This is a genomic window from Lelliottia sp. RD5 (assembly GCF_056032945.1).
The window spans coordinates 1-12,505 of the sequence record NZ_JBVYHQ010000011.1 but is presented as its reverse complement, the minus strand read 5'-3'; the positions used below and the strand labels follow the sequence as shown (position 1 = coordinate 12,505).

Annotated in this window: 11 protein-coding genes and 1 tRNA gene; 3 read left to right on the top strand and 9 right to left on the bottom strand. The window is 53.5% G+C overall.

What is annotated here, in order from left to right:
* Positions 1-58: 58 nt before the first annotated feature.
* Positions 59-1,534 carry a ketol-acid reductoisomerase gene (gene ilvC / locus AC0LWE_RS21130; protein WP_059180752.1) on the bottom strand — a complete coding sequence of 492 codons (1,476 nt, stop codon included), beginning with the start codon at positions 1,532-1,534 and terminating at the stop codon, positions 59-61.
* Between the two features lie 159 nt (positions 1,535-1,693).
* Here ilvC and ilvY point away from each other — a divergent pair, with 159 nt between their 5' ends.
* Positions 1,694-2,584: an HTH-type transcriptional activator IlvY gene (gene ilvY / locus AC0LWE_RS21125; protein WP_059180753.1), complete on the top strand. Its 891-nt coding sequence runs from the start codon at positions 1,694-1,696 to the stop codon at positions 2,582-2,584.
* Here ilvY and ilvA read toward each other — a convergent pair.
* From ilvA to ilvL, 6 genes are all read right to left on the bottom strand, one after another.
* Complete coding sequence (gene ilvA / locus AC0LWE_RS21120; protein WP_202668756.1) at positions 2,581-4,125, bottom strand: threonine ammonia-lyase, biosynthetic; 1,545 nt, start codon at positions 4,123-4,125, stop codon at positions 2,581-2,583. The genes ilvY and ilvA overlap by 4 nt on opposite strands.
* A 2-nt stretch (positions 4,126-4,127) precedes the next feature.
* The gene (gene ilvD, locus AC0LWE_RS21115; RefSeq protein ID WP_219347251.1) at positions 4,128-5,978 is read right to left on the bottom strand and encodes a dihydroxy-acid dehydratase; all 1,851 of its coding nucleotides are present in this window, start codon (positions 5,976-5,978) and stop codon (positions 4,128-4,130) included.
* 50 nt (positions 5,979-6,028) lie between these two features.
* Positions 6,029-6,958, bottom strand: a complete 930-nt coding sequence (locus AC0LWE_RS21110; RefSeq protein ID WP_131488662.1) for a branched-chain amino acid transaminase — start codon at positions 6,956-6,958, stop codon at positions 6,029-6,031.
* 17 nt (positions 6,959-6,975) lie between these two features.
* Entirely contained in the window at positions 6,976-7,239 is a 264-nt protein-coding gene (ilvM, locus tag AC0LWE_RS21105; RefSeq protein WP_015960973.1) for an acetolactate synthase 2 small subunit, read from the bottom strand.
* Complete coding sequence (gene ilvG, locus AC0LWE_RS21100; RefSeq protein ID WP_219347250.1) at positions 7,236-8,882, bottom strand: acetolactate synthase 2 catalytic subunit; 1,647 nt, start codon at positions 8,880-8,882, stop codon at positions 7,236-7,238. Before ilvG ends, ilvM begins: the two co-directional genes overlap by 4 nt.
* Positions 8,883-9,021: 139 nt before the next feature.
* Positions 9,022-9,120, bottom strand: a complete 99-nt coding sequence (gene ilvL, locus AC0LWE_RS21095) for an ilv operon leader peptide (protein ID WP_219347249.1) — start codon at positions 9,118-9,120, stop codon at positions 9,022-9,024.
* Between the two features lie 343 nt (positions 9,121-9,463).
* On the opposite strand from ilvL, the gene AC0LWE_RS21090 reads away from it, so the two are divergent.
* Positions 9,464-10,984 (top strand): YifB family Mg chelatase-like AAA ATPase, encoded by a 1,521-nt coding sequence (locus AC0LWE_RS21090; RefSeq protein ID WP_219347248.1) that lies wholly within the window; start codon positions 9,464-9,466, stop codon positions 10,982-10,984.
* Between the two features lie 30 nt (positions 10,985-11,014).
* Here AC0LWE_RS21090 and AC0LWE_RS21085 read toward each other — a convergent pair whose 3' ends face one another.
* Positions 11,015-11,353 (bottom strand): MaoP family protein, encoded by a 339-nt coding sequence (locus AC0LWE_RS21085; protein WP_015960976.1) that lies wholly within the window; start codon positions 11,351-11,353, stop codon positions 11,015-11,017.
* 118 nt (positions 11,354-11,471) lie between these two features.
* Here AC0LWE_RS21085 and hdfR point away from each other — a divergent pair, with 118 nt between their 5' ends.
* Positions 11,472-12,293 carry an HTH-type transcriptional regulator HdfR gene (hdfR, locus tag AC0LWE_RS21080; RefSeq protein ID WP_202668729.1) on the top strand — a complete coding sequence of 274 codons (822 nt, stop codon included), beginning with the start codon at positions 11,472-11,474 and terminating at the stop codon, positions 12,291-12,293.
* Between the two features lie 89 nt (positions 12,294-12,382).
* Here the strand turns inward: hdfR and AC0LWE_RS21075 are convergent.
* Positions 12,383-12,458, bottom strand: a tRNA-Trp gene (locus tag AC0LWE_RS21075).
* Positions 12,459-12,505 lie beyond the last annotated feature (47 nt).

The window sequence follows — 12,505 nt, the reverse complement described above, 5'->3', positions numbered from 1 at the left end:
TGTGACTGGACTGTGCGAATGCAGCCAACGCATCTGCAGATCGAAGGACGACGGGGAATCAGCCAGCGACAGCAATACGTTTCATATCTTTCATATAACCGCGCAGCGTATGGCCTACGCTTTCGATCGCATGGCTGCGGATCGCTTCGTTCACGTCACGCAGCTGAGCGTTGTCTACCGCGCCTTCAGCAACCGCTTTACCCAGGTCGCCTGTCTGCAGGGTCGTCATGAACTCTTTCAGCAGCGGTACGCATGCATAAGAGAACAGATAGTTACCGTACTCGGCGGTATCTGAGATAACCACGTTCATTTCATACAGACGCTTACGGGCGATGGTGTTCGCAATCAGCGGCAGCTCGTGCAGTGATTCGTAGTAAGCAGACTCTTCGATGATGCCGGAATCAACCATGGTTTCGAATGCCAGCTCAACGCCCGCTTTCACCATCGCGATCATCAGAACGCCTTTATCGAAGTACTCTTGCTCGCTGATTTTACCGTCAAACTGCGCAGCGGTTTCGAACGCGGTTTTGCCGGTCTCTTCACGCCAGGTCAGCAGGTTTTTATCGTCGTTTGCCCAGTCAGCCATCATACCGGAGGAGAATTCACCGGAGATGATATCGTCCATGTGTTTCTGGAACAGCGGAGCCATGATCTCTTTCAGCTGCTCTGACAGCGCGTAAGCGCGCAGTTTTGCTGGATTAGACAGGCGGTCCATCATCAGCGTAATACCGCCCTGCTTCAGCGCTTCGGTGATGGTTTCCCAGCCGAACTGAATCAGTTTTTCGGCATACGCCGGATCGGTACCTTCTTCCACCAGCTTGTCGAAGCACAGCAGAGAACCGGCCTGCAGCATGCCGCACAGAATGGTCTGCTCACCCATCAGGTCAGATTTTACTTCTGCCACGAAAGAGGATTCCAGAACGCCCGCACGGTGACCACCGGTTGCCGCAGCCCAGGCTTTGGCAATCGCCATGCCTTCGCCTTTTGGATCGTTTTCCGGGTGAACGGCGATCAGCGTCGGAACACCGAAACCACGTTTGTATTCTTCACGCACTTCGGTGCCAGGGCACTTCGGCGCAACCATCACCACGGTGATGTCTTTACGAATTTGCTCGCCCACTTCAACGATGTTGAAACCGTGAGAGTAACCCAGCGCAGCGCCGTCTTTCATCAGCGGCTGAACGGAACGTACAACGTCAGAGTGCTGTTTGTCTGGCGTCAGGTTAACCACCAGATCCGCCTGCGGGATCAGCTCTTCGTAGGTGCCCACTTTGAAGCCGTTTTCGGTCGCTTTACGCCATGATGCGCGCTTTTCAGCAATCGCTTCTTTACGCAGGGCGTAAGAGATATCCAGACCGGAGTCACGCATGTTCAGGCCCTGGTTCAGACCCTGTGCGCCACAGCCGACGATGACCACTTTTTTACCCTGAAGGTAGCTTGCGCCATCGGCAAATTCGTCGCGCGCCATGAAGCGGCATTTGCCCAGCTGCGCCAGCTGCTGACGCAGATTCAGTGTGTTGAAGTAGTTAGCCATGGTGGAACCTCGTGATGTTGTGTTGTGGTGCTTATTATTCGGTGTACTTCGCTTATGCGAGAATGAACTTACTATATGACAGGAAATTTATTGCGGAAATTGATATATTCACAACGTCACGTTGCAATTTCTGCAACGTAAAATCGTGGAGTGCGGCCTGTGGATTTACGCGATCTCAAAACCTTTCTGCATCTGGCGGAAAGCCGCCATTTTGGCCGCAGCGCACGGGCGATGCACGTCAGTCCCTCCACGCTTTCCCGGCAGATCCAGCGCCTCGAAGAGGATCTCGGTCAGGCGCTGTTTGTTCGCGATAACCGCACCGTCACGCTGACGGAAGCGGGAGAAGAGTTGCGCGTTTTCGCCCAGCAAACGCTTTTGCAATATCAGCAGTTGCGCCACACCCTCGATCAGCAAGGTCCATCGCTCTCGGGTGAACTTCATATTTTTTGTTCCGTGACGGCAGCCTACAGCCATTTACCGCCCATCCTTGACCGCTTCCGCGCAGAGCATCCGTCAGTTGAAATAAAGCTCACCACCGGCGATGCGGCCGACGCCATGGAAAAAGTGGTGACGGGTGAAGCGGATCTGGCGATTGCCGGTAAACCGGAAACGTTGCCCGGCGCGGTGGCGTTCTCGATGCTGGAAAATCTGGCGGTAGTGCTAATTGCTCCAGCATTGCCCTGCCCGGTGCGAAATCAGATCTCGGTGGAAGATCCTGACTGGTCAACGGTGCCGTTTATCATGGCCGATCAGGGTCCCGTGCGCCGCCGCATTGAGCTGTGGTTCCGTCGCCAGAAAATCAGCAATCCGTCCATTTACGCCACGGTAGGCGGTCACGAAGCGATGGTGTCGATGGTGGCGCTCGGATGCGGCGTGGCGCTGCTCCCGGAAGTGGTGCTGGAAAACAGCCCGGAGCCGGTGCGTAATCGCGTGATGATTCTGGAGCGTAGCGATGAGAAAACACCGTTTGAACTTGGCGTGTGCGCACAAAAAAAGCGGCTGCATGAGCCGCTTATTGACGCTTTTTGGCAGATTTTGCCGAACCACTAGCCCGCGAGGAAGAACCTGAACGCCGGGTTATGGGTTTCGTCATGACAATCGTAGCCCAACTCGTTCAGCCGCGTTTCGAAATCGGGCTCGTGCTCGCCCAGCTCAAAGGCGGCCAGTACGCGCCCGAAATCCGTACCGTGGCTGCGATAATGGAACAGGGAAATGTTCCAGTGCGTTCCCAGCGTATGCAGGAATTTCAGTAAAGCGCCCGGTGATTCCGGGAACTCAAAGCTGAACAAACGTTCCTGCAATGGTTTGGACGGACGTCCGCCGACCATGTAGCGTACGTGCAGCTTCGCCATTTCATCGTCGGAAAGATCCACCACGCTGTAGCCGCCTTCGTTCAGCAAACTCAGAATCTCTTTCCGTTCCTCAACGCCGCGGCTCAAACGCACACCGACAAAAATACAGGCGTCTTTGGCATCGGCAAAACGGTAGTTAAATTCGGTGACTGAACGCCCGCCAAGCAGTTGGCAGAATTTCAGGAAGCTGCCCTTCTCTTCCGGAATGGTCACCGCAAGAAGCGCTTCACGCTGTTCGCCCAGCTCGCAGCGTTCGGAAACGTAACGCAAGCCGTGGAAATTGACGTTAGCCCCAGACAACACATGCGCCAGACGTTCGCCGCGAATGTTGTGTTGCGCGATGTATTTCTTCATCCCCGCCAGCGCGAGCGCACCGGAGGGTTCCGCGACTGCACGAACATCTTCGAACAGATCTTTCATTGCCGCGCAAATGGCATCGCTGTCGACGGTGATGATGTCATCGAGATATTCCTGACACACGCGGAAGGTTTCGTCGCCAATACGCTTCACGGCAACGCCCTCGGCAAACAACCCCACTCGCGCCAGATCGACAGGATGACCGGCATCCAGCGCCGCTTTCAGACACGCTGAGTCTTCCGCCTCAACGGCGATGACTTTGATTTGCGGCATCAATTGCTTGATGAGCACGGCGACGCCTGCGGCAAGGCCGCCGCCACCGACCGGGACGAATACCCGATCAAGGTGCGCATCCTGCTGTAACAGTTCCAGGGCCAGCGTACCCTGACCGGCAATGACCATTGGATGATCAAACGGCGGTACCCAGGTAAAACCCTGCTGCTGCGCGAGATCGATCGCTTTCGCTTTGGCTTCGTCAAAGTTGGCGCCGTGCAATAACACTTCACCGCCAAAACCGCGTACCGCATCGACTTTGATATCGGCGGTTGCCACAGGCATCACGATGAGCGCTTTCACGCCCAGGCGCGCGGCGGAAAACGCCACACCCTGCGCATGATTGCCCGCAGAAGCCGTGATCACACCGCGTGCTTTTTGCTCCTCGTTCAGCCCGGCCATCATCGTGTAAGCACCGCGCAGCTTGAAGCTGTGCACAGGCTGACGGTCTTCGCGCTTCACCAGAATCACGTTATCAAGACGTGACGACAGCTTGTCCATTTTTTGCAGCGGCGTGACCTGTACCGCCTCGTAGACTGGCGCACGCAGCACCGCCCGGAGATATTCCGCCCCATCGGGGGCGGCGGATAAGGGTTGTGATTCGGCCATCATTAGCCCCCAAGTTTGGATTTATCGCGCACCGCGCCTTTGTCAGCACTGGTGGCAAGCGTGGCGTAAGCACGCAATGCGTAAGAGACCTCACGCTGGCGATCTTTCGGCGTCCAGGCTTTATCACCGCGAGCGTCTTGCGCTTCACGGCGAGCCGCGATTTCTTGATCGCTCAGTTGGAGCTGAATGCCACGGTTTGGAATGTCGATTTCGATCAGATCGCCGTCTTCGATAATCGCGATATTCCCACCGCTCGCCGCTTCCGGTGAAACGTGACCGATTGAGAGTCCGGAAGTGCCGCCCGAGAAACGACCGTCGGTGATCAGCGCACAGGCTTTGCCCAGGCCCATCGACTTCAGGAAGGTGGTTGGGTAAAGCATTTCCTGCATGCCCGGTCCGCCTTTTGGCCCTTCGTAGCGAATCACGACCACGTCGCCCGCCACCACTTTTCCGCCCAGAATCGCTTCGACGGCATCATCCTGGCTTTCGTACACTTTCGCCGGACCGGTAAATTTCAGGATGCTGTCATCGACGCCTGCGGTTTTAACGATACAGCCGTTTTCGGCAAAATTACCGTACAGAACCGCCAGGCCACCGTCCTGGCTATAAGCATGCTCCAGCGAGCGAATACAGCCTTCGGCGCGGTCATCGTCCAGCGTATCCCAACGGCAGTTTTGCGAGAATGCTTTGGTGGTACGAATCCCAGCTGGACCCGCACGGAACATACTTTTCACCGCATCGTCTTTGGTGAGCATGATGTCGTACTGCTCAAGCGACTGCGGCAGCGTTAGCCCGAGAATGTTTTTCACTTCACGGTTCAACAGCCCGGCACGATCCAACTCACCCAAAATCCCCAGAACGCCACCGGCACGGTGAACGTCTTCCATGTGATATTTTGGCGTGCTTGGTGCGACTTTACACAGCTGCGGCACTTTGCGAGAGAGCTTGTCGATGTCACTCATGGTGAAGTCGATTTCGGCTTCTTGTGCCGCCGCCAGCAGGTGCAGAACGGTATTGGTTGAACCGCCCATGGCGATATCCAGCGTCATGGCGTTTTCAAATGCGGCTTTGTTGGCGATATTACGCGGCAGCGCGCTGGCATCGTCTTGCTCGTAATAGCGTTTGGTCAGCTCAACGATGCGCGTTCCGGCATTCAGGAACAGCTGCTCGCGATCGGCGTGAGTCGCCAGCAGTGAACCGTTGCCTGGCTGAGAAAGACCCAACGCTTCAGTCAGACAGTTCATGGAGTTGGCGGTGAACATCCCGGAACAGGACCCGCAGGTTGGACACGCGGAACGTTCCACCTGATCGCTTTGTGCATCGGAGACTTTCGGATCCGCCCCTTGAATCATCGCATCAACGAGATCGAGCTTGATTATCTGGTCAGAGAGCTTGGTTTTACCGGCTTCCATCGGACCGCCGGAAACGAAGATCACCGGAATGTTCAGGCGCAAAGACGCCATCAGCATCCCTGGGGTGATTTTGTCGCAGTTGGAGATACAGACCATAGCGTCGGCGCAGTGGGCGTTTACCATGTATTCCACGGAGTCGGCGATCAGTTCGCGCGACGGCAGGGAATAAAGCATGCCTCCGTGGCCCATGGCGATACCGTCGTCCACCGCGATGGTGTTGAACTCTTTCGCCACGCCGCCGGACGCTTCGATTTGCTCGGCGACCAGTTTGCCGAGATCGCGCAGGTGCACATGGCCCGGAACAAACTGGGTGAAGGAGTTAACCACGGCGATAATCGGTTTACCGAAGTCGTCGTCGGTCATCCCGGTGGCGCGCCACAGCGCGCGGGCACCGGCCATATTGCGGCCGTGAGTGGTGGTGGCAGAACGATACTTAGGCATGCTTAATCTCTCTCATTAGTGGGACGGTGCGTGCCGCCCCAAAATTATGCTTATGAATTAACTTGATCCAACCAGCCCCATTTATCTTCCGTTTCACCGGTGAAGAGGCCAAAGAATGCTTGCTGAATACGTTTAGTGACCGGGCCACAGCGGCCTTCGCCTACCTGGATGCCGTCAACGCTGCGAACGGGGGTGATTTCTGCCGCCGTTCCGGACATGAACACTTCATCGGCCAGATACAGCGATTCGCGGGACAATACCTGCTCACGCACTTCAATATCCAACTCCTTCGCCAGCTTGATGATGGCATCGCGCGTGATCCCAGGCAGTGCAGATGAAGTGAACGGCGGCGTGAACAGAATGCCGTCTTTCACTTCAAACAGGTTTTCACCCGCGCCTTCAGAGATGTAGCCATTCACATCCAGAGCGATGCCTTCCTGGTAGCCGTGGCGGCGCGCTTCGCTACCCACTAACAGAGAAGAAAGGTAGTTGCCGCCGGCTTTCGCTGCGGTCGGGATGGTGTTTGGTGCCACGCGATTCCAGGAAGAGACCATGGCGTCGATCCCCTGATCCAGCGCGTCCGCGCCCAAATATGCACCCCATGGGAAGGCGGCAATGATCACGTCAGTGGTGTAACCGTCTGGCGGGTTTACGCCCATTCCGACATCACCTACAAAAACCAGCGGACGAATGTAGGCGCTGGTCAGGTTGTTTTGACGAATCACGGCGCGGCACGCTTCCATCAATTCATCAACGCTCTGAGAGACAGGAAAACGGTAGATTTTGGCTGAGTCACGCAGACGCTGCATGTGTTCGCGATGGCGGAACACCACGGGTCCTTTGTGAGAGTCGTAGCAACGAATACCTTCAAAAACGGAGGTGCCGTAGTGCAGAGCGTGGGACATCACATGGATCTTCGCGTCTTCCCAACGCACCATCTCACCGTTGAACCAAATGTAATCAGCTTTCTTCGTGGTCATTTTTCTTCCTATTGCGCTCAGGCGCGAATTTGTTGTGATGCGGTTGTGCTCTGGCAGATGGCGACGTGGGCAACATCGACCAGTTTACTTAGCTGGCTAAACAGTAAGTCGACCGACCGTGGACTGGCAACGGTCAATTCAATATTTATATTCTGGGCATCGGTGGCGGTTTCCATATTCATGGCGCAAATCTGAAAGCCACGATGGCGCACCACGCGCAGTACGCGCTCTAACGTTTCTGGGTTGAAGCGGGCCTGCACGGCGACTTGATGTTGCATCATGATAATTTCTCCAGCATTTGTGCGTTACTGGCGCCGGGTGGCACCAATGGCCAGACGTTCTCAAGCTCGTCGATTGAGACATGAAGCAGATAGGGCCCCTCGCTGGACAGCATGGTGTCGAGTGCCGCTTCAACCTGGTCTTTACGGGTGATGTGTTGGCCTGGGATGCCGAAGGCGCTGGCTAACACGAGGAAATCGGGGTTATCGGTCAGTGTCGTTTCGCTATAACGTTCGTTGAAGAACAACTGCTGCCACTGGCGAACCATCCCCAAACGCTGGTTATCCAGTAACAGGATTTTCAGCGGTAACTGTTTACGCTTAACGGTGCCCAGTTCCTGAACGTTCATCATGAACGAGCCGTCACCCGAGATACAGATAACCGTATCGTTCGGACGCGCAACCTGTGCCCCCACCGCCGCTGGTAATCCAAAGCCCATGGTGCCCAAGCCGCTGGAGGTGATGAAATTTTCCGGGCGGGTGTAGGTCATGTGCTGTGCGGACCACATCTGGTGCTGACCGACATCGGTGGTGACCACGCTGTCAGCCGGTTTGCGATCCGACAGCTGCTTTAACAGCAATGGCGCATAGATCGCGTCACCCGGGTGGTCGTAACGCCAGGCATTTTCTGTGCGCATCGCCGCAGTGTGCTGACGCCATGCATCGATCGACAAAGAATGCTGTAATGCGGGCAACAAGGCATTCAGGTCGCCCTGAAGTGCCACGTGGGCCTGACGCAATTTGTGCATTTCGGCGGGGTCGATATCCATGTGGATCACCTTCGCATTCGGCGCAAACGTATTCAGCTTACCGGTCACCCGGTCGTCAAAGCGGGCCCCTACCGCGATAAGTAAATCGCATTCTTGAACAGCCAGATTAGCGGCTTTCGTCCCGTGCATGCCTAACATACCCAGATAGTACGGGTAATCAGCATCCACCGCGCCGAGGCCTTTCAAGGTGCAGGTTGCAGGCATTTGAGTGACGTCGATAAATTCCCGCAGAGCTGGAACTGCCTGCGCCATGCCTACGCCACCGCCGATATACAGGATGGGTTGCTGCGCCTGCGCTAACATCTGGCGGGCGTCTTCCACTTCCGCGTACGGGAAAGCATCTTCCGTTTCAACCGTGGAAAAATGGGGCTCCAGATCGCCCATTGCGAGCTGGATATCTTTAGGAATGTCGATCAGGACCGGACCCGGGCGACCTGAGTTTGCCACCTCAAAGGCTTCTGCCATTACGCGCGGCAGCTCTTCCAGAGACTGCACCAAAAAACTGTGCTTGGTGCAGGCCAGTGATAAACCCAGAACGTCCACTTCCTGAAACGCGTCTGTACCAATCAGGGGCAACGCCACCTGACCGGTGATGGCCACGACAGGAACAGAGTCGAGTAACGCATCTGCCAGGCCGGTGATCAGGTTAGTCGCCCCAGGGCCAGAAGTCGCCATACAGACGCCTGTTTTCCCCGTGGCACGGGCGAAACCAATCGCCGCCATTGCCGCGCCCTGCTCGTGTCGGCACAACAGATGTTCCACGCCGCCGTCATACAATGCATCGTAAATCGGCATAATTGCGCCTCCTGGATATCCGAACACTATCTCGACTCCCTGCGCGCGCAACGCATGTACTACCCACTGTGCCCCATTCATAGTCAGTTCCCCGTCATACTTCGAGAGAAACAGTATTTTATGCTAGTCATCATTATCTGTTCCTCGTTTAAGTTTTTAAGTCATAAAAAAACCCCCGGACCTTTCGGTGCGGGGGTCTTAGTTCGTTAAGGCTTGTTTTTTAAGCCTTTCCTCGTCCAAGTGCAGCCCCGCACGGTGGGATAATAATCACCAACACGCTAATTACGACTAGGCTAATCACTTGTAGAAGGGCTTTCATATTCAGTTATTTTTGCATCTTGTTCGAAGGAATACCTAAAGAGGTAACACAGATATTGATTTGAAGACAAGGAATATTTACTGCGCATTCATTTGGCAAGCGAATCGTTTTGTTAAAAATGATTGTTTTATATAAGAAATTTATAAAATGAAGATTTTTCATTATTTTTTTGTATCTGGCGTGAGGCGATACACCGGCTTACTTCAGATTGCTAGCGTGATTCAGGTATTACGCAAACGTTGCATAACATCTTTAAAAAACGTGAAAGTGCCTCGTAATGCTACAAATTGCTGCTAAAAAACGAAAAATAATCAAGGCATAGTGACATAAAAAGGAGGCGTACATGTCACTGTCTGTTGTCTATACCCGCGCTGCTTTAGGAGTGCAGGCACCGCTCATCTCTGTTGAGGTTCATCTGAGTAACGGCCTTCCTGGCTTAACACTTGTCGGGCTTCCTGAAACGACAGTGAAAGAAGCTCGAGATCGCGTTCGCAGCGCCATTATCAATAGTGGTTATACCTTTCCGGCAAAAAAGATAACCATCAACCTTGCGCCTGCAGATTTGCCGAAAGAAGGCGGGCGATATGATTTACCTATCGCTATAGCGCTTCTTACCGCCTCTGAGCAACTTAACGCCCCCAGACTGAACACATACGAGTTCGTGGGCGAATTAGCGCTTACAGGCGCGTTACGTGGCGTTCCCGGCGCAATCTCCGGTGCGTTAGCCGCTTTGCAGGCGGGAAGAGAGATTATCGTTGCTGCCGAGAATGCATCAGAGGTCAGCCTTATCGAGAAAAAGGGCTGCCTGATTGCCAGCCATTTACAAGAAGTCTGTGCTTTTCTTGAAGGCCGTCATGAGCTTGCCGAACCCGAGGAAAATCGTTTAGTCGTATCAGACTCTCTTGATGACTTGAGCGATATCATTGGTCAGGATCAGGGAAAGCGTGCGCTGGAAATCACTGCGGCCGGTGGTCATAACCTGCTGCTTATCGGCCCGCCAGGGACAGGAAAAACGATGCTAGCAAGCCGGCTGAACGGTCTGCTCCCACCCTTAAATAATCAGGAAGCGCTTGAGAGTGCCGCAATCATTAGTCTGGCGAATTCGGCATCATTGAAGAAGCAATGGAAGAGACGACCGTTTCGCTCTCCTCATCATAGTGCCTCACTCTGCGCGATGGTCGGCGGCGGATCCATTCCTGAGCCAGGTGAAATCTCTTTAGCTCATAACGGAATTCTTTTTCTTGATGAATTACCGGAGTTTGAACGACGGGTTCTGGATGCATTACGTGAGCCTATCGAGTCTGGACAGATCCATATTTCTCGTACACGCGCGAAGATTAGCTACCCCGCACAGTTTCAACTTATTGCCGCGATGAATCCAAGCCCATCAGGACACTATCAGGGCAATCACAACCGGAGTACCCCTGAACAAACGCTTCGCTATTTGGGGAGGTTGTCAGGCCCCTTCCTTGACCGTTTTGATTTGTCTCTGGAGATCCCGCTACCTCCACCTGGTGTGCTCAGTCAGGCAAATGCGACGGGAGAAACCAGTGGAACCGTACGGGACAGGGTGATCATCGCACAGGAACGACAGTTGAAACGGCAAAATAAACTTAATGCACGTCTCGATAATGCTGAGATTCGCCAGCGCTGCTGCTTGTCAGAAGAGGATTCCCGGTGGCTGGAGGAGACGTTAACGCGGCTTGGGCTTTCAGTGCGGGCCTGGCAACGCTTATTGAAGGTCGCACGCACCATTGCAGATTTGGAGAGTTGTGGGGATATCGAGAGGAGGCATTTGCAAGAAGCATTAAGCTATCGCGCGATAGACCGTCTGCTGCTGCATCTGCAAAAGATGCTGACGTAAAAAAGGGGCCTAAGCCCCTTTTTCATTATATCAATCGTCCGATTCGGTGTAGTCTTCCGCGCCTTCTACCTGTGGCTTACCGCCAGACAGTGTATGAAAACGCTTCGGCCGCTTGATACGGCCCATGTACTTGATCCACACACGTTCAATTTCAGATTCCGGCTCACGTTCTCCACGGCAAACGGCAACAAACTGTTTCTCGTCTTCCGTTGCAGGCTCACGTTTACCCAGATCTAACTCGTTAAAAGCGTAACCATGACGTTCAAGCAGTTGCGCTTCTTTAATGGTGAAATCACCGTGACGAGAGAACCCACGCGGATAATTTTTATTGTCAAAAAAACGATTAGTCGTCGTAAAGCTTTCCGCCATCCTACACGCTCCTAATTCTTTGGCCGAGCTATTTATGGCGCGGAGTATTAGTTACGCTTGACAGAGTGTAAAACAAAAGATTTAAATCATAACGACAAATAATTTTGCGGAGAAAGATGTGGATACGGAATTGCTAAAAACTTTCCTCGAAGTGAGCAGAACGCGTCACTTTGGGCGGGCAGCAGAAGCGCTTTATCTGACGCAATCAGCCGTCAGTTTTCGTATTCGCCAGCTAGAAAATCAGCTTGGTGTGAATCTTTTTACCCGTCATCGTAATAATATTCGCTTAACTACTGCCGGAGAAAAACTCCTTCCTTATGCAGAAACGTTGATGAACACCTGGCAGGCAGCGCGAAAAGAAGTCGCCCATACTTCGCGATATAATGAGTTTTCCATTGGAGCCAGCGCTTCTTTATGGGAATGCATGCTTAGCCAGTGGCTTACCCGTTTATACAGCTCGCATCACAATTTGCAGTTCGAGGCCAGGATCGCTCAGAGACAATCTCTTGTGAAACAGCTGCATGAACGTCAGTTGGATCTTTTGATTACAACCGAAGCCCCTAAAATGGACGAATTCAGTAGTCAAATCCTTGGACAGTTTAGTCTCGCACTCTACGCCTCTGTGCCTTCAATGATGAAAGCGGATCTGACCTATTTGCGCCTGGAGTGGGGGCCTGATTTTCAACAGCACGAAACGGGTTTGATTGCAGCGGATGACGTCCCGGCACTGACAACAAGCTCAGCAGAGATGGCTTGTCAGCAACTAGCGACTCTTAAGGGGTGCACATGGTTGCCCGTTCGCTGGGCCGATGAGAAGCCGAATTTGCACACTGTTGCAGATTCAACAACACTTTCAAGACCGCTGTACGCCGTTTGGCTTCAGAATAGTGATAAGCAGATGCAAATAAAGGATCTTTTAAAAATCAATGTGATGGATTAATTGCTGAAGACTTGCAAGGATGCAGGTTTTGAGGGTTTTGGGGATTTCAAAGCAAAAAAAATCCTTTGCCTAAGCAAAGGATTCATATATGGCAGGGGCGGAGAGACTCGAACTCGCGACACCCGGTTTTGGAGACCGGTGCTCTACCAACTGAGCTACGCCCCTAAATTTTCTTACTATTAAGCCTGCTTGTTTAGCAGGCTTAATTTTAT

Excerpts from the sequence above, each read along its gene's own strand:
- ilvC (WP_059180752.1), bottom strand. The coding sequence starts at position 1,534 with ATGGCTAACTACTTCAACACACTGAATCTGCGTCAGCAGCTGGCGCAG.
- ilvA (WP_202668756.1), bottom strand. The coding sequence starts at position 4,125 with ATGGCCGAATCACAACCCTTATCCGCCGCCCCCGATGGGGCGGAATAT.
- ilvD (WP_219347251.1), bottom strand. The coding sequence starts at position 5,978 with ATGCCTAAGTATCGTTCTGCCACCACCACTCACGGCCGCAATATGGCC.
- AC0LWE_RS21110 (WP_131488662.1), bottom strand. The coding sequence starts at position 6,958 with ATGACCACGAAGAAAGCTGATTACATTTGGTTCAACGGTGAGATGGTG.
- ilvM (WP_015960973.1), bottom strand. The coding sequence starts at position 7,239 with ATGATGCAACATCAAGTCGCCGTGCAGGCCCGCTTCAACCCAGAAACG.
- ilvG (WP_219347250.1), bottom strand. The coding sequence starts at position 8,882 with ATGAATGGGGCACAGTGGGTAGTACATGCGTTGCGCGCGCAGGGAGTC.
- ilvL (WP_219347249.1), bottom strand. The coding sequence starts at position 9,120 with ATGAAAGCCCTTCTACAAGTGATTAGCCTAGTCGTAATTAGCGTGTTG.
- AC0LWE_RS21090 (WP_219347248.1), top strand. The coding sequence starts at position 9,464 with ATGTCACTGTCTGTTGTCTATACCCGCGCTGCTTTAGGAGTGCAGGCA.
- AC0LWE_RS21085 (WP_015960976.1), bottom strand. The coding sequence starts at position 11,353 with ATGGCGGAAAGCTTTACGACGACTAATCGTTTTTTTGACAATAAAAAT.